The 19323-nt window shown below is 48.3% G+C and carries 15 protein-coding genes and 1 pseudogene; 4 read left to right on the plus strand and 12 right to left on the minus strand.

What is annotated here, in order from left to right:
• Nucleotides 1-629: 629 nt before the first annotated feature.
• The 3 genes and pseudogenes from A0U42_RS01805 to A0U42_RS11885 form a co-directional block, all read right to left on the minus strand.
• On the minus strand, nucleotides 630-1478 hold the full coding sequence (locus A0U42_RS01805) for an aldo/keto reductase (protein ID WP_065359635.1): 849 nt from the start codon (nucleotides 1476-1478) through the stop codon (nucleotides 630-632).
• A gap of 15 nt (nucleotides 1479-1493) precedes the next feature.
• Nucleotides 1494-2132, minus strand: a complete 639-nt coding sequence (locus A0U42_RS01810; protein ID WP_369690863.1) for an aldo/keto reductase — start codon at nucleotides 2130-2132, stop codon at nucleotides 1494-1496.
• 44 nt (nucleotides 2133-2176) lie between these two features.
• Nucleotides 2177-2344 (minus strand): annotated as a pseudogene (locus tag A0U42_RS11885) (aldo/keto reductase); the annotation flags it as partial.
• Between the two features lie 164 nt (nucleotides 2345-2508).
• Between A0U42_RS11885 and A0U42_RS01815 the strand changes: the two are divergent.
• Nucleotides 2509-3366, plus strand: a complete 858-nt coding sequence (locus A0U42_RS01815; protein WP_065359636.1) for a LysR family transcriptional regulator — start codon at nucleotides 2509-2511, stop codon at nucleotides 3364-3366.
• A gap of 450 nt (nucleotides 3367-3816) precedes the next feature.
• On the plus strand, nucleotides 3817-4809 hold the full coding sequence (locus tag A0U42_RS01820) for a transposase (protein ID WP_255304075.1): 993 nt from the start codon (nucleotides 3817-3819) through the stop codon (nucleotides 4807-4809).
• Nucleotides 4810-4885: 76 nt separating this feature from the next.
• Here A0U42_RS01820 and A0U42_RS01825 read toward each other — a convergent pair whose 3' ends face one another.
• Both A0U42_RS01825 and A0U42_RS01830 read right to left on the minus strand, forming a co-directional pair.
• The gene (locus A0U42_RS01825) at nucleotides 4886-5422 is read right to left on the minus strand and encodes a lecithin retinol acyltransferase family protein (RefSeq protein ID WP_083122130.1); all 537 of its coding nucleotides are present in this window, start codon (nucleotides 5420-5422) and stop codon (nucleotides 4886-4888) included.
• A gap of 39 nt (nucleotides 5423-5461) precedes the next feature.
• Entirely contained in the window at nucleotides 5462-5941 is a 480-nt protein-coding gene (locus A0U42_RS01830; protein ID WP_065359637.1) for a low molecular weight protein-tyrosine-phosphatase, read from the minus strand.
• A gap of 500 nt (nucleotides 5942-6441) precedes the next feature.
• On the opposite strand from A0U42_RS01830, the gene A0U42_RS01835 reads away from it, so the two are divergent.
• Entirely contained in the window at nucleotides 6442-8214 is a 1773-nt protein-coding gene (locus tag A0U42_RS01835) for a carboxylesterase family protein (protein WP_083122134.1), read from the plus strand.
• 56 nt (nucleotides 8215-8270) lie between these two features.
• Here the strand turns inward: A0U42_RS01835 and A0U42_RS01840 are convergent, their stop codons facing one another.
• The 3 genes from A0U42_RS01840 to A0U42_RS01850 all read right to left on the minus strand — a co-directional run bounded on the left by A0U42_RS01840 (nucleotide 8271) and on the right by A0U42_RS01850 (nucleotide 11694).
• Nucleotides 8271-9179, minus strand: a complete 909-nt coding sequence (locus A0U42_RS01840) for a hypothetical protein (RefSeq protein ID WP_083122136.1) — start codon at nucleotides 9177-9179, stop codon at nucleotides 8271-8273.
• Between the two features lie 283 nt (nucleotides 9180-9462).
• The gene (locus A0U42_RS01845) at nucleotides 9463-9855 is read right to left on the minus strand and encodes a nucleotidyltransferase domain-containing protein (RefSeq protein WP_218055513.1); all 393 of its coding nucleotides are present in this window, start codon (nucleotides 9853-9855) and stop codon (nucleotides 9463-9465) included.
• A gap of 174 nt (nucleotides 9856-10029) precedes the next feature.
• Complete coding sequence (locus A0U42_RS01850; protein WP_065359638.1) at nucleotides 10030-11694, minus strand: AAA family ATPase; 1665 nt, start codon at nucleotides 11692-11694, stop codon at nucleotides 10030-10032.
• A 590-nt stretch (nucleotides 11695-12284) separates the two neighbouring features.
• On the opposite strand from A0U42_RS01850, the gene A0U42_RS01855 reads away from it, so the two are divergent.
• Nucleotides 12285-12479 carry a hypothetical protein gene (locus A0U42_RS01855; RefSeq protein WP_065359639.1) on the plus strand — a complete coding sequence of 65 codons (195 nt, stop codon included), beginning with the start codon at nucleotides 12285-12287 and terminating at the stop codon, nucleotides 12477-12479.
• Between the two features lie 167 nt (nucleotides 12480-12646).
• Here the strand turns inward: A0U42_RS01855 and A0U42_RS01860 are convergent, their stop codons facing one another.
• Genes A0U42_RS01860 through A0U42_RS01875 form a run of 4 tightly spaced genes read right to left on the minus strand, consistent with a single transcriptional unit; the run spans nucleotide 12647 to nucleotide 19133 of the window.
• Nucleotides 12647-15712 carry a type I restriction endonuclease subunit R gene (locus A0U42_RS01860; RefSeq protein WP_065359640.1) on the minus strand — a complete coding sequence of 1022 codons (3066 nt, stop codon included), beginning with the start codon at nucleotides 15710-15712 and terminating at the stop codon, nucleotides 12647-12649.
• Between the two features lie 17 nt (nucleotides 15713-15729).
• Nucleotides 15730-16971 (minus strand): restriction endonuclease subunit S, encoded by a 1242-nt coding sequence (locus A0U42_RS01865; RefSeq protein ID WP_065359641.1) that lies wholly within the window; start codon nucleotides 16969-16971, stop codon nucleotides 15730-15732.
• Nucleotides 16972-16981: 10 nt separating this feature from the next.
• Complete coding sequence (locus A0U42_RS01870; RefSeq protein ID WP_065359642.1) at nucleotides 16982-18589, minus strand: type I restriction-modification system subunit M; 1608 nt, start codon at nucleotides 18587-18589, stop codon at nucleotides 16982-16984.
• Nucleotides 18579-19133 carry a restriction endonuclease subunit S gene (locus A0U42_RS01875; RefSeq protein ID WP_065359643.1) on the minus strand — a complete coding sequence of 185 codons (555 nt, stop codon included), beginning with the start codon at nucleotides 19131-19133 and terminating at the stop codon, nucleotides 18579-18581. Before A0U42_RS01875 ends, A0U42_RS01870 begins: the two co-directional genes overlap by 11 nt.
• Nucleotides 19134-19323: the final 190 nt, after the last annotated feature.

The following is a 19323-nucleotide window of genomic DNA, read 5'->3' on the forward strand; positions in this document are numbered from 1 at the left end:
CCCTCAAGGTTCCCGAACAGCGTCTGCGCCTCCATAACTCCGCGTGTATATCCTCCATCCGGCCGCAGAACCCTCGATATACGGAATGGACGAAGTCCCCCTCTCGTCCAAAACTCTTTCAAAAAGAGGGTTCAAATCTGCAATACCATTTTTTCATCATCTCTAAATTTACTTACCGATTCCGTATTACAACCAGTATTTTTCAATAATTCGTTAGGTATAAAATCTTCTCGCATAACCTTCGCTGGACTTTCGCTTTCTTAACTATCGCACATTTGTCTATTGTAAAAACACATATTTTACATTCCGGATCGTCATCTTTGTTCCGCTTTTTTTCATTTTCTTGTCCCTTTCATGTCGCCTATTTTTCGTTTTTTTCGTCACTTAGCCCTTTCGAATCCAATTTCCCCCCCCTTCTGTTTCCCGTCGCTTCCTCTCTTATCTATCTATAATATATGCAGCTAAACGCATCCGGATAGACAACAGTCCCGAGGCCGCAAAAAAAGAAGACCCGTCTGATGGCGGCTTCCAAAAAGCGCAGTACCACGACAAAAGAGGCTGTCATCAAAGAAATAATTCTTCCATAACAGCCTCTTTATTATATATATAATATGTATTATAAATCGTTCTTAGTCGTGAAGCGTTACCTTACCGATGTTCAGGGCAACGTGCGGGTCCATTTCATCGTAAATGGTACTCTTGCCCGTATCGAGGGTGCGGAGGGCTTCCATATCTTTTGATGTCAGTTCAAAGTCGAAGACGTCAAAGTTTTCCTGCATCCGTTCTTTGCGGACCGACTTGGGAATGGCAACGATGTCTCTCTGTAAGAGCCAGCGCAGCATGACTTGACCGACGGTCTTGCCATAGGTTTCAGCAATTTTTTGGATCAACGGCGTGCGGAAAATATCATTATTTCCTTCGGCAAAGGGAGCCCATGCTTGGTGCTGGATGCCGATTTCTTTCATAAAGGCATCTTCCGACCATTTCTGATTCCAGACGTTGGTTTCGATCTGATTGACAGCCGGCTTGACTTCATTCATATTGGCAAGGTCTGCCAGGCGTTCGTTCCAGAAGCTGGTGACGCCGATAGCCCGGATGCGGCCTTCCTTATAGAGCTTTTCCATGGCCCGCCAAGCACCGTAATAGTCGCCGTAGGGCTTATGAATGAGATAGAGGTCGAGGTAGTCGAGACCGAGTCGCTTCATCGACGCGTCAAAAGCCCGGAGCGTGTTGTCGTAGCCGTGGTCCTGGACCCAGAGCTTGGTCGTAATGAAGAGGTCTTCCCGGGCGATGCCGCTGTTCGCAATGGCGGCGCCGACGCCTTCTTCATTGCCGTAAATGGCAGCCGTATCGATGAGGCGGTAGCCGACTTCCAGCGCATCGCTGACGGCCCGTTCCGTATCGGCCGGATCCGTCTGATAGACACCATAGCCGAGTTTCGGCATTTTAATTCCGTTGTTTAAGGTTACAAATTCCATAGTCTTATCCTCCTATCAGCCTTCAAAGGGCAAATGCATGTTAGCGTAACGAGTTTCCAGTTCCTGCGACGGCGTATAATAGCGGCGCGTGCCGTTCAAGGCGTTGACGGCGGCCATGTCTTCGTCGGTCAGGGAAAAGTCGAAGATATCGAAATTACTGAGCAGATGGTCCCGATTCTTCGTACCGGGAATGGTGATGAAGCCGCGCTGGACGGCCCAGCGGAGCAAAATCTGGACGGTACTCTTATGATACGTGTCCGATAATTTCGTAATGATCGGATCGTGAAGGAGCTCCGGATCGCCATGGCCCAAGGGATACCAGCCCATGAGTTTCGTACCGTATTCCCCAAGGCGGACCATAACCTCATCGTATACATGGTAGGGATGGGTTTCGAGCTGGATGACGTGCGGTTTCACTTCCGCTGCCGCCAGCAGCGCTTCGAGCTTGTCGCCGAAGAAGTTAGAAATCCCCAGGGACCGGGCCTTTCCTTCTTTATAAGCCTTTTCGATCAAGGCATATCCGGCCTTGTAGTTGCCGGCGGGCTGGTGAATGAATAAGAGATCGACGTACTCGACGCCGAGCCGTTCCAAGGTCTTATCGACGGCGTCCGACGCTTCATAGAGGGTTGGCCAAATCTTGGTCGATAAAAAGATATCTTCCCGTTTGACAAGCCTTCGTCCAAGGCTTTCTTGAGGCCCTTGCCGACGGCTTCCTCATTGAGATAGGCGTTGGCCGTATCGATGAGGCGATAGCCCATTTTCAAGGCATCGTACACCGATTTTTCCGTATCTTCCGGACTAATCATAAAGGTTCCCAGTCCCAACAAGGGAAGGCGAACGTCGTTGCTGAGTTTCGTATATTCCATAAATAAGGCTCCTTTCTACGGTGAATCAATCTATGAGATACGCAGTCTGTGCGTATTGGATATTTCCTGTCCACATGTAGAAGTTTACAGCATCCGGAAAAAATTGTACAATACCAACAAAGGAATTCACTATTCAATTACTGTATACTGAAAAGGAGACGACCATGATTGAAACAAACCTCTTAGCCCAATTTGCCGCCTTTGCCGACGCCGGCACCTTGACCAAGGCAGCAGAAAAGCTCCATACCTCTCAACCGGCCCTGACCAGAGCCATGAAGAAGTTGGAGCTTGAATTAGGCGTCCCCTTATTTGTCCGCAGCAAAAATCACCTCGAGCTCACGGAAACGGGTCGCTATGCCCTTCCCTATGCCAAACGGGTATTACAGGAAAACCTCGATTTCTGCAGCCGCGTCCGCAATTACGAGCGCAGCCTTCACACCATTTCCATCGGCTACTGCGCTCCGGTCCCGCAAATGGTGCTGACGCCTATCATCAACAGCCTCTTTGAAGGCAAGACGATCTCGGCCGACATGAAAGACGACGCCTCCTTTGCCGAAGGCCTGCGAAACAACATATACCAACTGGCCGTCACCCATACGATTCCCGACGGCGACGATTTATTCGTCAAAAAATGCGGCAGTGAAAAACTGTTTCTCTCCATCCCGCCATCCGATGCCCTGGCCTTTTACCCGGAAATCCACCTCAAAGATCTGGACGGCCGGCCCATCCTGCTCTTATCGCACATCGGCTTTTGGATGCAGATGACCAAAGACAAGACGCCGAACACCCGTTACTTACTGCAGGTCCAGCGCGAGTCCTTCCTGGAGCTGGCCCAAAATTCCGACTATCCCTTCTTCGTCTCGAGCTACTTCATGCACCGCGGCGAGGACATGCCGGGGCGCATCAATCTCCCCATCGTCGACGAAGAATGCCAAACCGACTATTACCTGGTCTGCCTGAAAAGGGATGCCAAGCGTTACGAACCCTTATTCCGCCAAATCGACGAGCAGACGATCTATTGATTTTCTTCCTCTTCCTTGTCCCGGCGCAATTTATCCTCTACCTGAGCTTTCAGATCTTGCCAGGCCTCCGTAAACCACTGCCGGCGGGCATCTTCATCTAAACAGGGCAGGATACTCCGACCTCTTAGGTCGGGGCGGAATGCCCGCGTCACCTCACTTTCTTAAAATACTGGAGTTTTAGTAGCATATATGATATGGTGGTCTTGATGAAAGCAATATAATTTCAGAAAGGCAGGTGAGAAAAAGTGTCCAACCTAACTAAAACGATAAAACTTCGCCTCCATGTTTCTCCGGAACAAGAAATTCTGTTTCGCCAAATGACCGAACAGTACCGTCAGGCTTGTAATTTTGTGTCGCAATACATCTTCGACAATCAATTCAATTTGGCTTATCAAAGCCTCAACAAAGAGCTTAAAGTCGCAGCTTGCACAATCGTCCATCAAGACGACAATGGCTCGCTATAAGACTGTCAAGCAGCAGCTATTTCAAAAGCCGTACAAATACAAGGACGAAGACGGCACCTGGAAATACATCACGAAAACGCTCGAATGGCTTTGGAAGCCCATCTTCTTCAAGCGCCCGCAAGCGGATTTGGTTCGCAATCGCGATTACAGCTTCGTGGATAGCGGCCAAAGCCTGTCTATCAACACCCTTGGCAAACGAACCCAGTGTACCTTTGAAAACAAGCCCTTTTCAAAATATTTGGACGGCTCATGGAATTTCGGTACGGCCAAACTGGTTGAACTCAAAGGCCTGTGGTATCTGCATATTCCCGTCACCAAAGCGGTTGAAGATTTCCAAAAAGAAAACGTCCGTCACGTTGTCGGTATTGACCGTGGTTTGCGATTCCTGACGGTCAGTTACGATGAACAAGGCAAAACAGAGTTCGTTTCCGGGCGAAAGATTGCAGCCAAACGACATAAGTTCCTCAAAGTCAGACAACAACTCCAATCCAAAGGCACAAAATCCGCAAAGCGCAGACTCAAAGCCCTTTCCGGACGAGAGAACCGTTGGATGTCCGATGTAAATCATCGGATTTCTAAGACACTCGTTACGAAATACGGCAAGGATACGCTGTTTGTGCTGGAAGATTTGACGGGTGTCAGCTTTGAGGAAACACATCTTTCCAAAACATCCAAACAGAACTATGACCTGCGGAGCTGGTCTTTCTATCAGCTTGAGCAATATCTGACCTACAAGGCTCACGAAAATTGTTCAGAAGTATTGAAAGTCTCGGCAAAATACACCTCTCAGCGTTGCCCGAAGTGCGCTACTGTCCATAAGGAAAACCGTAAGCCTCACAAACATCTGTATCGCTGCCAGTGCGGATACCAATCCAACGATGACCGTATCGGAGCTATGAATATCCAGCATCTTGGTACGATGTGGATTGCCGGAAACAACCACCCTCGTTACGAGAGAAAAACAACTGCCTCGGAGTAAATCTCCTTGGCAAAACGGGCATCGTCAACTGCCCGATGATGTAGGCAGAATTAGGGAGATGTTGTTCTCAGCATCGTTACCACCTATGTTTCTCTGACTTACAAGCTCCCGATTCTATAAGCGGGAGTCGTTGACCCCACAGGCACTGGATAGCTTTGGTCAAGGCATCGCCCAAGAGGAGATTCTCCGTCTGCTGGCTGCGATAGACGCCGAGCTTACAAGCATTGGCAAAGTGCTCACAATTGTGAAACAACAGGTCGTAGTCCTTATTGCCCAAACAAGCCCGGGCAAAGGCAATCGTATCATCGACGTCACAAAGGCTTTCAGCCTCTTTTTCCGTATACTTCCGGACCTCGATCTCACCGCCCTGGCGAAACTGTTCAAAAGACGTGGCTTGGATCTCCGTATCCCACCAGTCGATAGGATTATAATCGTCGTCGCCGGCAAAGGAAATGACCTCGTCGTCACTGACATAAATCCCGTGATGGTAATATAATCCGCCGATGCGCCGCACGCGGATGTGGTCGCCCTTTTTAGGCTCGGCCTTCACCCATTTTTCTTCCGGCGCCGGGTCTTCCAATACGGCCAAAAGAGAGTCGACATCAATGGCCATATTCCTCAGCTCCTAACAAATGCTTACCTTTCGGCCTCATCAGCCCTCAAAATGCTTTTTCTTTAAAAACTCCAAGAAAGCCTTACAGCCGTGATCGACGTCGTCCCAGGTCTTTTGAAAATCCCGGGTATACCAGGGATCGGCCACCGATCGCGGATGATGCGTATAATCGAGGAGGAGCGAACACTTGCGCTGGGGATCACCGTTTAAGGTCAACTTCATGTCGGACAGATTTTCATCATCCATGCCGATAAAATAATCGTACTTATCGTAATCATCGACAGTCAGCCGGACCGCCCGCTTATCCTTGGGGTCCATGCCGTGTTCCTTGAGCAGCCGTTCCACCGGCGGATAGACCGGACTTCCGCTGCCGCTCCAAATCTCATCGTCCGACGTCGCTGCGGACGCGACTTCAATCGAATCGGAGAGCCCCGCTTCATCGACCATCTTGCGGAAGACGAACTCGGCCATCGGCGAGCGGCAAATATTTCCATGGCAAATAAACAGTACTTTAATCATGTCTTTCTATCCTTTCTATTTATAACAAGATATAATAGATGAGCCCCACTACCTCCTATTTTATCATAAGTCAATAAACTGTATAAGATATCTTTACAAAATTTTAAAAAATAATATATAAAATTATTCCAAAAAATGTATCGAATCCCTTCCTTAAAGGAAAAACCTCGGGGTAACGCTCGCACGAGAACAAAAAAACTCCGAATAGGATACCTCTATTGTACCATACCCAAACTTTCGTTTTATATTGCCAGTCTTACCCCAGTCCATTTGCAATATACATGCAGAAATATCTTTTCCTAATAAAGGAAAGTGTCCATGCCAGATGAAAGCAATTTGCAAAGGAACAGGGAAAGGCGATTTTTTATTTTGCTTTAAATAGCCAAATTACCACATATATTTTTACTTTTTATGGATAGAGACAAAATTTATTAAGTATGATATCATGTAAAACATAATATCAAATAATACAAGTGAGTTAGTAGAAATGAGGGAATGTCATGGAGATTCGTAAAAAAGTATTATTATCATTGATGGCCGCTGTTTTATCAGTATCCGCTGTACTGGCAGCCGCTCCGGATCCGCAGGCAGAAATCACGGATCCGCAGGCAGAAATCACGGCTCAGACGGCGCAAATTCCGGTACAATCTCGCCGTTCCAAGGCAATTATACCAGCTTATCAGCAACAGCCACTGCAGAATACGCAGTACGGATTTGTAAAGGGCGTCAAAGACGACCAGACGCTTATCTGGAAGGGAGTGCCTTATGGGACAGCCCAGCGCTGGAAAGCGCCTCAGAATCCGTCACCGTGGGAAGGTATAAAAGATGCGACGAAAGCGGGGCCGACCGCTATTCAGCAGACGGCTAAGGGATACACCGGCGTCGAAGACAGCCTTAACCTCGACATATACCGCCCGGATACGGCAGAAATCAATCTGCCGGTTCTCTTCTTCATCCATGGCGGCAATAATCAAACTGGAGACTCCGAACAGGTCAATCTGAAGCAATTTGCCGAAAAAGCAAACGTCGTCGCCATTAGTGCCAAATTCCGTCTCGGAGCCCTCGGCTTCAATCCGCTGCCGGCCCTGAAACACGGCACAGCCGAAGAAAACTCTGGAAACTACACACTGTTGGACATCATGCAGGGGCTGGATTGGACCAAGGATAATATCCGTAGTTTTGGTGGGAATCCTCACAACATCACCGTCTCCGGCTTTTCATCAGGCGGACGCGACGTCATGGCCTTGCTCATTTCACCGGCCGCAAAGGGTAAGTTCCAGAAGGCTATTTCTTTTAGCGGCGGGATGACCACATCTGATACGGCAGATGCCCAGAAGATTTTTGCCAAGCACCTGGCCCCTTATGTCGTAGCTGACGGCATCAAAGCAACGGAAGCGGAAGCCGAAGCATGGCTGCTGCAGGATACGTCCGATGTGGCAGACTATCTGCATCAACTTTCGGCGGATAAGCTGGCCGGTTCCTTTGGTCATGCCTTCATCCGCATGAACGCCTTCCCCCACCTCTACACGGACGGCGTCGTCCTCGATAAAGACGGCTTCCAGACGACGACCTATAATCAAGTGCCGCTGCTCATGCTCAGTGGTACCAATGAATTTACGCTTTTTGCCCGCAGTGATCCCTATTTCAAAAAAGCTGTCGACGATGAAACGGTTCTCACTGATGCCCGGAAAAAGCAGGAATTCCTCTTTGCCAGAAATTACGGCAGCCAGATGTATGAGCTCTTCAATGTCGAAGCATCGGCCGCTCAAATGAGTCCCCATTATGGCAGTGCCCCGATTTATACCATGATTATCGCTTATGGGGAAAACCCGGATATTGTCGGCGAAAAGGCAGCCTTATTATCGGGATCGGTTCATGGCATCTGGATTCCTTTCGTTACCGGATACGCCACGGCAACAGCTACAGGATACCCGGCAGGCTCCTTTGATAATGCGGGAGCCCTGGCACTGACCGATGCCGTCCAGCAGTACATCGGCAATTTCATGCGCCGCGGCAATCCTAATGGAAAAGGGCTGGCCCCATGGAAACAATGGTCGCCTGTCGCTGATGGTCCGACCCAGCTCGTAGTCAACGCCGACACCGAAAAAGCCTGGTATACCCAGACCTACGGCCATACAACCTATGACCCCATCCTGAAAGAAATGGATCAGGATACGAGCATCGACAGCACTGCCAAAGAAAATATCATTCACCACGTCCTGAATGGGCGCTGGTTCAGCCAGGCACTGGATGCTCACTTCAACAATAAATAAAACCAGCCAGTAAAAAAGGGGCTCACCGCTTCGTGCAGTAGCCCCTTTCTATTGATTTATCGTTCTTTTCGCAGAAATGATATCGTCTTTATAGACAAATAAGCAATGAGGACCGTGCCGCCAGCCAAGAATTCAGCACTGAGGACGTTCGTAATGTCCGACGGGTACGATTTCGCATAGTGCAGCATGGCATTGGTAAAGGCCATGAAAGGGAAGCCCGTCGACCACCAGAGGAGGCTGAAAGTCCCTTTGACCATATCGGTCAATACCGTAATCAAAAGGGGGATCGCCAGGAACAAACCGCAGTGCAGCAATAGGGTCGAAAAGGTATCCGTTCCGAAGGTGGCCGTGTAGTCGAGATAGGCCATGCCGAAAGGTGTCAGGAGGATCAAAAGGCCCGGCCCGAAATGCTTATCAAAGACGGCTTCTTTTAGGAAGAACATGACGCCGGCCATGCCGAGGCCCAGACCGATGCTCAGGCTGAACAAGGTCAACTCCTGATATCCGAACAGCTTCAGACTGTTGCCGGCCACAGGAATCGTCAGCGGTGAAATGAGGATCAGCAGCCATGCCGGCGTGAGACGGCTGATGTCCTGCTTCTCATGCATCCAGCGCCGCCATAAGAGAAAAATACAGGCGAAAAGGGCCAATACCCCGATGACCCAAATCACGGCCGCCACCGGAAGCGACCAAGCCTCTACGATGGCCGCCAACAGGACTGACGCCATGCCGAAGGTGGCAAAAAAAGGCGTCCCCTCCGGACTCTTCCATTCAGCAAGAACCGCATCCGACCGCCGGATTATTTTCCGTCCATAGCCGATAACCAGTCCCGCATAAATCACGGCCGCAACGATGCCGATACCCTTCCCGATAACGTCCGGCAGCCCCCAAAGGACAGACGCCGCCATATAAGAAAAAGCCAGCCCGCAATACCCCATGACAATAGAAAACACAGCTATATTCATACCAATTCCCCCATATCAAAAACGCCGGCGCCGAAATCCCCTCGCCGGCCAGTATATATCACACATTATAGCGCATAATTATATCAGAACCAATACATCTCATAAGAGATTTATGGGGTCTCCTCAATAAAAAATCTGCGCCTGTAATCGCCAACCTGTAAAACGAGTATTTCGGCTTACACCTGCTATCCCCACTATCGCAAAAAGCCGACACTCAAAAGTGCCGGCTTCCTCTCCATCGATTCGCTATTTATGGCAAATCAAAGGGCTCCCTCAACGCCGCCTATCGCCCGTTTCTGTCTTCATCATGAATTGAGTCGTCGACACAGATTCCCTCTTCAGAAATATTGCGATAATAGGGCAAATCCTCTTTGTACGCCATGTATTCATCATAAGGGATGACGGTCGGTGAAATAACCACTTCATACGCTACTTCCAAATCCGAAGAAACGTCCCAAACCTTTTTTAACTTCTCCTGCAATTCCTGACGACCACCATGTACAATGGCCGCCATATCAATATCCGAATCACCATCGGCGTCACCGCGGGCATAGGAGCCATACAGAAGGATTTGCTCAATCTTTCCGCCAAAGACTTCCCGATAAACAGCGACCATGTCACGAATAACCGCTTCAAGCTTACGATCCGTACACCCGGAGTGTCTATAATCGCTCACAGCGTCCACCTCTTCCTCTTTAAACTTCTTCGCATTCCCCGATATCATCCTTTCAGTAAATACGAAAATCCTCTCCTATCTCCACATCTCTCCCGCCAACCAATTGGTGATGTCAATGAAGGAAAACGGCAGCCCCCATAAAGGCTGCCGTTTTTCCTTCAAAACTCAGTCATCTCACTTCACGACGACATGCACTTTTTTCCCACAAAAGGCAATGCCATATTTCCATACCATCGAGATGCCACGCTGTTCAAAAGCTGTTTCATATTTTCGATCTTCAATCTGCTGTAAGGCTTCTTTTGCTTTTTCTTCTAACTGTTTTTCCCCATCGGCACTCTTAAATTCCATGACGACGCCGGCTTTTGAAATATCTTTCGGAAAAATGGCCAGATCAAACCGCCCATACCCGCTTTCATGATTCGATTCAACAACATAGTCTTTTCCTAAAAACAAGGCCGTCATCCCCAACATGAATCCGTGATAAAAACTTTCTTTATTAGCAGTATCATACGTACTGGCAAAACAAAGGAGAATCCGCTGAAGCTGATAAGAGAAGTCAGAGCCCTTCCCGTTCAGCAATAAATCGAAGAGCCCGTCAAAGGTATCCCGGTCTGCCCCATCGGCCAAAGAATTCAAAATCTCCATGCTATACACTCTTTTAATTTCTTCATTGGGAATGCGCAGTGAATACCGCTCATAACTGGTCTGTACATCGGCAGCCACCGTTAAATAGCCCGTTGTAAGCAACATCGTGTAGAGTGCACTTTGGTCCCTGCCGATTCGTTCATAAACGACACCTTCATTCAAACTGACAGATATCGGCTCGTCATGTAAAAGTCCCTGCAATGATTTGATACGCAAATAATCAGCGTGGGAAAGGAGCTCCCGCAGGATGGCGTTATTCGACGTGTTAATCCAATATGGCATAGGAACACAGTGATGGTTGATATAATTGATGACCGACCACGGATTATAGATTTCACTGGTTCCAATACGGTACCCGTCATACCAATTTTGTAATTCCGGAATGGCTGAGGTGATGTTCAGTTCAGAAGCCATATTTGCGACTTCTCCGGGCGTAAATCCAAAAACATCGCTATAGGTATCACTCAATACAGAGCATACCTCTAAATTATTTAATCCGCTGAAAACACTTTCTTTGGCAATGCGAAGCACCCCGGTCAGAACGGCAAAATCGAGGACGGGATTGGTTTTTAAGGCACTGCCTAAAAACAGGCGCATAAAGGTCATACACTCCGTATAAAAGCCACATTCCCAAGCCTGCTGAATGGGAGCATCGTATTCATCGATTAGCAGAATGACCGGCTTTTGATAGTAAGCTTCCATAATTTCCATCAATCGCGTCAAAGACCCGGCCAATTCATTTTCCGTCGCCTCTCGTTTGATGATACGATAAAAATCCGCTTTCATCTCATCATCGATATCGTCGCTGTCGCAAAGATATTGATACCGCAGATACAGCCTCCGCAGAAAGAGCCCCCATTGATCCAGCATGCTCTCCCAAGACAAGTTTTTTAAATCTTTCAGCGATATAAAAATGACCGGGCAAGCGCCTTGGTACTTCATATATTCCGACCCGGCTTTTCCAATATCGAGTTCTGAAAACAAGTCTTGACTGTCCGTTTTTTTATCGACAGAAAAGAAGTATTCCAGCATGCTCATAGTCAGAGTTTTACCAAAGCGGCGAGGGCGGGTAATCAAGGTGACGTCTCCGTGGCGGTCGATGAGCTGACGGATAAAATCGCTCTTATCGACAAAATAATAGTTCTCGCGAACTTTTTTAAAGTCTTCAACACCAATCGGCATCGCTCTGTTCATACGGTCACCTCCTACAGTTCTCTTAGCCTCATTATAAGCGAAGGTACTACACCTGTCTACAATAAGCCCACTTATACCGTTCGGCCCATCTAATTCCCGAATCCCCAACAAGGCTGCCATCTTCCACAAGCTCATCGACAAATACAAGGTCTCTCAGGCTCCGCTTGGTTGAAACTTTCAGCCAGCCATTGCGGCCATCAATGTCTATTCTGGCGTAGATTGAAGTTTCGTACCGCAGCGACTAGACAGACCTTTATTATCTTATAAAAAAACGGCAGTCCCAGATTAAAGGGCTGCCGTTTTTTCGTTCAATACACCCTAACAATCGATTGCTGAGAAACTTCAAGACCTTTGGCCTAGAAAATATGTCAATCACGACCTGCATATGAGGCTAATTAATCCTATACGAGGTCATGCGAGGTCATTGTCATAAAACCGAAAAGTAAGACCTACCTGACGGCTGGAATGTATACGGCGCAACCATCAACCCCTCCAGTACAAAAAGAGCCCCTCATCATGAGTTGCCTTGCTTTTTCCTTCTTCCTCAGGCATAATCAAGATAATATTGGCACAAAGAAAGGAGATGTACCATGGCTGACATTACCATCCACGTCGACGAAAAACTGAAAAAGGACGGGATTCCCTTTGAAGGCCGCATGGAAGCCCTCAATGACGAAACCCTCGCCGCCATCGCCGAGGCAGAAGAACTAAAAAATCATCCGGAAAAAGCGAAATACTACCACAGCGCCGCCGAGTTCCTAAAAGACCTCGACAAAGAAGATTGATTTTCCCCTCATACTTACTACCCGTCACCAACGTATAAAGAGGCAGTCCCGCCCAAGGACCGCCTCTTTTTGTTTCTTCACACGAATAAGCGATTACAGGGAAATCCTCCTTACGCAGCTCTACCGGAAAACCGCCCCATCAGCGCCCATTCTATCAGTCAAACATTTTATAAGCGTTCCTGTAGTTTCTGAATTTTCTCTTCGTAAAGCTTCCACAAAGCCATTTTGAGGTTCGGCCAATACTTGAGACCACTGACTCCCGGATTCTTTTTCCGGTATTCTTTGACGTGAGATGCTTCTCGCAAGGCATCTTGATTATCCTGTTTGTCATCCGGATCTTTGGTGATGTCAAAGGTTTCAACGTAGTAATCCAAGACCTCGGGTTCAACACACCATTCTTCGGCAAAACCATCGATAAGCCGCGTCCGTTCTTTATCGACCCGTTCGTTGAGGACATCGGCAAAATTGCGGTTCACAAAGTCGACCGGCCGTTCCTGATATTCCTGCCAAATCCCTTCCAAGATGGCCGCCCTCACGGGATTCGTCTTGCGGAACCGCGTGATTTCGGCATTGATTTCGGCAAAGAGCTGGCGGTTACGGTCCGAATCTTCGAGGATGAGGGCACTTTCGTCGCCGCGGGCCGCTTCCATCAGTTTTAAAATATAGTCTTCATCGATCTGATCGCGGTGGCAGCAGCGAAGGTCGTAGTTGATGGCCAAATTGACTTCCGGATCGTCGCCGTTATCTCCGCCCTTGAGTTCCTCTTTGACGTTGTTGAACTTGCCGTTATAGGCTTCAATCGTCTCTTCATCGATGCCGTAGTCTCTTTTGAGATCTTTTTCCTGATAATCGGAATAGACCTGCAAGTCGGCATAGGCGTTGTCGAATTCCCGATAGGCTTTTAAGAAGCTGAGCTTTTCTTTTCGGCTCATGCCGTCGACAGCTTCCGGCGTCGGAGCCAGGAGATGCAGCCTTTTGAGAGCCTCTTTAAACCGTTTTTCCGCCTCAGCCCAGGTAGGCGCCTGCACATAGGTCCCGCCGCCGCTGGAATAGAGGGTCATAGCCGCATCGACGGCTTCCTTAAATAGGGCCGGCACCTGAAAAGTGACGATCTGACCGAATCGCTTCTGCTTGTCAAACAATCGGTTGGTCCGTGAAAAAGCCTGAATGATGCTGTATGAACGCATGGGCTGGCGGTCGATGAACAGCGTCGAAAGAGACGGCGCATCAAAACCGGTCAGCAGCCGGTCGACGACGATGACGATATCCAGTTGCTCATCCCGGACCTGATACTTGCGCTTCTTGCGAGCCAGTCGGTCATTGACATTGCTGTTATAGGCATCGAGCTGTTCCAGCGTAAACTGTGTGCCGAACATGGTATTGTAGTCGATCATGGAAGCCTTCATCTGATCCTGATTAAAGGTGTCGCCTTCCTTATTTTCACCGAGGGAGTAGGTAATGGCGACCTTAGGGAAATCCGAAAGCTGCCGCCGGATCGCGTCGTGAACGAAAATACCGTCGACCTTCCGCTCTTTAACAGCCCGGAACAACTGGTAGTACCGCTGAGCCTGCTTGATGGAACTCGTCGTCAGAATCGCCGAAAAAGTCTTGCCCCGGCCCCGATCAAGGCCCAATTTACCGGCCGATCGGTTGATGATAAAGTTGATGACCTGGAGCATATGCTGCTCGTCTTCATAGACCTTGGGAATGACCTTGCCCTTGATGAGAGCCCGTTCCACTCCGGCGTCATCCCCTTGAATAGAAATGCCGTTTTCGGCAGCCAAGGTTTCCATATCGAAGGTATTCTGGTATTCCACCTGAAAGCCGAGAACGGCTTCGTCGTGCAGGGCTTCCTTGATGGTATATGCATGGAGGCGCTTACCGTACTGTTCTTCCGTCGTCGCCGGCAGGTCACCCGGTGTATTTTTGGCATCTTCGCTGAAAATCGGCGTCCCCGTAAAACCGTACCACAAAGGCGACGTAAAATAGCGGTTCAACTCACGCTGGGCCTCTGCCGATACGGCGCGATGGCATTCGTCGACGACGAAGACCGGACGCAGGGTGTGGAGCTTTTCATAAGGCTTCGAGCCCTTGGGATAGCGTTTCATGACGTTCTGCAGTTTCTGAATCGTCGTAACCAAGACGTCACCCTTATCGGACTGTAATTTTTTGACCAAGTCGCGGCTGTTGTCGGTTTGGCTGACGTCGATCGTATCGTAGGCGGCATAGGCCTGAAAAGCCCCGGTCGTCTGATTGTCCAGATCGCGGCGGTCGACGACGAAGACGACCTTCTTGATGCCGGGAATCTGGCTCAAGTAGCGGGCGGCCTTATAAGACGTCAAAGTCTTGCCCGACCCCGTCGTATGCCAGATGTAGCCCGATTGGGTGCCGCCGTCGGTATTCGGATTGACGGCCCTGCGAATGGCACGGATGGCGTGAATCTGGTACGGGCGAAGCAGGATCAGAGCCTTGCGTTCACTGTCGAGGACCGTATACTGGGACACCATTTGATGGGCTTCCGGAATGGATAAGACGGCCTTGGCAAAAGAGAGATAATCCGTCACCGGCCGATTGGCTTCATCGAGCCACGTCGAGAGAAATTTTTCATTGAGCTCACTTTCAGAAGCCGTGGCAATGTAGCGCGTATCGGCAGCATTAGAGACGACGAACATCTGCAACGTCGAGAAGATATCCCGGAAGGCATTTTCTTTGAGGTACTGCTTGATTTGGCGGAACCCGTCCATATAAGGATGACTGCGGTTTTTCAACTCAATGTGAATCATGGGTAGGCCATTGATCAACAAGGTCACGTCGCCGCGGCGGTCGCGGTTCATCTTTTCTTTGCGGAGAAAGCGAATCTGATGGACGACTTCATAGACCGACGAACCGCCGGCAATATCGGCCCGTTTGAAAACGACCGGGTAGACACGCCCCAAGGACGCATCTTCACGCTGAATCATGACCCGAACGACGCCGTTTTCGCCGATGAGCCAGACGGCAGCGTCATAAAAAGACGTGAACCGCAGTTGGTTCTGTACCTGCGAAAACTCGTTGTCCGTCAAAGGATGGGCGTCGAAAATCTCCTTATTGTTCTGAACTAAAATGCGGCGAAAATTATCCCATAAGTCGTCAAAGCTGCGGATATCGTCACGAAACGTCCACTGCGACTTTCCTTCCGTCAGCTGGCGGATAAGCTTCTCTTCAATACTGGCTTCCGATTCAAAAGAACTCATAGGCCATACATCTCCTTTTAGGCAAATAAATTTTGAAGCATGAATTTTTTCAAAGACTGTAACTGGTCTAACTTACGTTGATGAAGGGTGATGAGGTTGTCGAGATAAGCAAAATATTCAGCAATTTTCCTTTGTTCCTCAATTGGTGGTATAATCACATCAATATTTTTTACATCGTCTTTATATAAAGCTCCCATTGTAGTGGACGCATTTAATCTAAGAAGTTGTCTTTTCCCTTCATCAGATAAAAAAAAGTTATAAAGAAATCTGGGAACAACCTTTGTATTAAGTTTCAATAAATACATATTAGGGGCAACGGTTGCATATTCCGTACGCGGTTCAAAGATATAGATTTTACCTATATTTCCTCGTTTTGCCATTAGCAATTCACCGCCATGAAGATGGGTTTTTCTCAAAAAATCATAAGACGGCTTATCTACATATTTTAATTCATCAAGCGGTTTGGGATTATCCAAATCAGTCATTCTGACATACCAAGCAAAGCCATTTCCATCAAAAGTATTAACATTTTTTGCCATATCAGCAAAACTTCCGTTAGCATCAAAATCAGTTAATAAATCCAACAAGTCTAAAACCTTACGCTGTTCCCAATCGCCCGTAAAACCTTTGAAGCGAATCTTAGGCACTGTCTCACCCTCAGCAGGAAACATATTTTGCAGGAAGTATTTCTTTAGCGTCTGCACCTGCTCCAGCTTACGTTGATGCAGATCAATAACATTCCCTATATTACGAAAAACATCTCCAACTTTTTTTTGTTCAAGATAGTCAGGTGCTAATAAAGTCATATCCAAAAACAAATTTTCATGTATCCGTTTGGCTTTTCTACTACCGTTGGCAATTATCCCATTATACAGATAAAAACTTCTTTGCAGGACTCGTTCAAGCAAAAAATGACTATCCATGTCATGAATATCAAAAGCAGGAGAGTCTAATGTAGATTCGTATCCATCGAGGTTGTCTGGCACTATGCCAAAAGCAGCGTGAAGAAAGTCTAATTTCCCGTACATAAACTGTCCGGCATGGCGAATATAGTATTGTGTATTTTCGCTACCTTTAAAAGCATCAGATTTGCTTACAATCCCTTTGCCCCATAATTTTACGGTTAGCTTCTTAGCATCAAGGCCAGTATGTCCAAGAATCTTACTAATTGTAAGAAATTCTCCTACTTTCCGTCGTTCCCAATCATTCTCAAAGCCTTCAAACCGTATAGCCGGCCTTTTCTTTTCTTCTTTTATCATTTCACACACCTCATTCAAAGAGCTCCAGGAAGTCCTGTAAGTCTTTGGCTTTCTTTTCGTCTGCCGTGGTCAGGCTCTTCATCATGGCCAACAGTTCTTTTTCGTTGGCTGCCAGTTCCGCATTCGTCTTTGACAGCTCCTTATTAAGCTCTCCTAAGTCGATGTCCGGTTCGGGCTCAAAGGTATCGACGTAGCGAGGAATGTTCAGGTTGTAGTCGTTTTCTACGATTTCGTCAAAACTTGCGACGTGGCAGAATTTGTCTTCGTCCTTCCGTTCTGTATAGGCCTTAAAGATTCGTTCGATATTGTCTTTCGTCAGGAGGCTCTGGGTCTTTTCTTTGACGAATTCCTTGCTGGCGTCGATGAACAAGACGTCGCGGCCGGGCCGTTCTTTCTTCAACACGACGATGGTCGTCGGAATCCCCGTCGAATAGAAGAGTCCTGCCGGAAGGCCGATGACGGCATAGATGAAGCCTTTTTCCAAGAGCTTCTGACGGATTTTTCCTTCCGTTCCCCCTCTAAAAAGAATGCCGTGAGGCAGGACGATGCCCATGGTCCCCGTCGCTTTCAGATGGTAGAGGCCGTGAAGTAAGAAAGCGTAGTCGGCCTTTGATTTCGGCGGCAAAACGCCATAGTCGGCAAAACGGGTATCAGTCAGGAAATCTTTGTTGGCACTCCATTTTTGTGAGTACGGCGGATTCATCAGGACGCCGTCAAAGTCGGTGATTTCATCGGCCGGCCAGTCCGTATCGAGGGTGTCAGCGTTGCGGAGCTGCTGTTTCGTCGCCGAAATACCGTGAATGATCATATTCATCCGGGCCAGGTTATACGTCGAGGTCTTGATTTCCTGGCCGTAGTAGTTGATGGCGTCGGCCTTTTCGATGTATTTGCGGACGTTGAGCAAGAGCGACCCCGATCCCATAGCCGGGTCATAGGCGGCAAAGCCCCGCTTCCCTTCCTGACCGCGGGTAACGATGCGAGCCAACAAGGTCGATACCGACTGAGGCGTATAGAATTCGCCGGCCTTCTGGCCCATGTCGGAGGCAAAGTTACTGATGAGGTATTCATAGGCATCGCCGAGGATATCGCCGCTGTGACTGTCGAGATTGAGCGGTGCCAAAGCCTTCATGACGTCGGCAATGAGGTCGTTTTGCCGCTGCGGCGTCGACCCCAGTTTCGTCGAATGCAAATCCACGTCGTCAAAAAGGTGTTCCAATAAGGTCGTATTCGACTGCTCGAGGTCAGTAAAGCCTTGGTTGAGGTGTTCCAGTTGGAAGGTTTGCTCATTGATTTCTTCAACCAAAGCCGTAAAGGTAAACTTGGGCTTGATGACGTAGTCCATGTCCATCGATTTCAGCAAGTCCTCCTGATAAGCCGGGTCATCATAATATTTCTGATAAACGGCCTGACGCAGGGCTTCCGTCGCCACATCGGCTTCCGTCACTTCGCCGCCGTCGACTAAGACCGTCGCCGCCGTTTCCAAAGTCTTGTCCGACAGATGCTTATAAAAGATAAGGCCTAAGGCATAGTCCATATAGTCGGCCGCGCCCATGGTCTGACGCATGACGTTTGCCGAGTCCCATAAAACTTGTTCAAGGTTCTTATTTTCAGTGCTCATTAGATATCTCTCCTCGTTTGCTTTTTTCCAAGTCATGTAAAAGGCCGCGCAGGGCCTGAAATTTCAATTCCGTTTTTTCCCGTTCCAAATACTGCTGATAGAGGGCCGTCACATACATCTGTCCCAATCTTTCCTGATCCTCCATGGAAAGCAGTGGGATTTCGATTTGCTTCAACTGCTGGGCCGACAAGCGGACGATGACCGACCCTTGCAGCAAAATACGGCTCTGTCGGCTGATGTCGTCGGACTCGTTGAGCAAATAACAAAGGTAAGCCGGATGGAGCCTCTTCGTGTCAATGTCCAAAATAGCAAATACCTGGCTGATGAATTTACCCCGGTTGTCGTCCGAAATAATGGCTGCCGCCATACTCTCACTCGATCCCGGTTGACGGTATATAATCGGATTCGTAAGCGTAGCCAACTTCATCCGATAAAAATCGCGCTCAAAATCCGCATTCGTATATTTCCGGTCCTGGTCGGAAGCAGACAGACGGGCAACATTGTGCCCCGATACAATCTCGGCCAAGTCGCCTAAAAGTACCATAACACCCTTCCTTTCTCATGATCTCATAAATCTGTACGCCCTTCAAAATTCGTACATTCCAAAATTTACAACTTCCACATTTTTATCATACGCTTTCATTTATATTCTGTCAACCGTAAATTATCCAATGTACAAAGTTTAAATCAAAAAACAAAGACCTATCATCCAAAATGATATGCTCCCCTTTAGG

This window comes from Megasphaera sp. DISK 18 (genome assembly GCF_001682955.1).
In the GTDB taxonomy this organism is placed as follows: Bacteria; Bacillota; Negativicutes; order Veillonellales; family Megasphaeraceae; genus Megasphaera; species Megasphaera massiliensis.

What these genes read in the sequence shown, in the direction of transcription:
- A0U42_RS01805 (WP_065359635.1), bottom strand. Translation starts at nt 1,478, where the DNA reads ATGGAATTTGTAACCTTAAACAACGGAATTAAAATGCCGAAACTCGGC.
- A0U42_RS01820 (WP_255304075.1), top strand. Translation starts at nt 3,817, where the DNA reads ATGGCTCGCTATAAGACTGTCAAGCAGCAGCTATTTCAAAAGCCGTAC.
- A0U42_RS01875 (WP_065359643.1), bottom strand. Translation starts at nt 19,133, where the DNA reads ATGGTACTTTTAGGCGACTTGGCCGAGATTGTATCGGGGCACAATGTT.
- A0U42_RS01850 (WP_065359638.1), bottom strand. Translation starts at nt 11,694, where the DNA reads ATGAACAGAGCGATGCCGATTGGTGTTGAAGACTTTAAAAAAGTTCGC.
- A0U42_RS01870 (WP_065359642.1), bottom strand. Translation starts at nt 18,589, where the DNA reads ATGAGCACTGAAAATAAGAACCTTGAACAAGTTTTATGGGACTCGGCA.
- A0U42_RS01815 (WP_065359636.1), top strand. Translation starts at nt 2,509, where the DNA reads ATGATTGAAACAAACCTCTTAGCCCAATTTGCCGCCTTTGCCGACGCC.
- A0U42_RS01835 (WP_083122134.1), top strand. Translation starts at nt 6,442, where the DNA reads ATGGAGATTCGTAAAAAAGTATTATTATCATTGATGGCCGCTGTTTTA.
- A0U42_RS01825 (WP_083122130.1), bottom strand. Translation starts at nt 5,422, where the DNA reads ATGGCCATTGATGTCGACTCTCTTTTGGCCGTATTGGAAGACCCGGCG.
- A0U42_RS01865 (WP_065359641.1), bottom strand. Translation starts at nt 16,971, where the DNA reads ATGATAAAAGAAGAAAAGAAAAGGCCGGCTATACGGTTTGAAGGCTTT.
- A0U42_RS01860 (WP_065359640.1), bottom strand. Translation starts at nt 15,712, where the DNA reads ATGAGTTCTTTTGAATCGGAAGCCAGTATTGAAGAGAAGCTTATCCGC.
- A0U42_RS01855 (WP_065359639.1), top strand. Translation starts at nt 12,285, where the DNA reads ATGGCTGACATTACCATCCACGTCGACGAAAAACTGAAAAAGGACGGG.
- A0U42_RS01830 (WP_065359637.1), bottom strand. Translation starts at nt 5,941, where the DNA reads ATGATTAAAGTACTGTTTATTTGCCATGGAAATATTTGCCGCTCGCCG.
- A0U42_RS01840 (WP_083122136.1), bottom strand. Translation starts at nt 9,179, where the DNA reads ATGAATATAGCTGTGTTTTCTATTGTCATGGGGTATTGCGGGCTGGCT.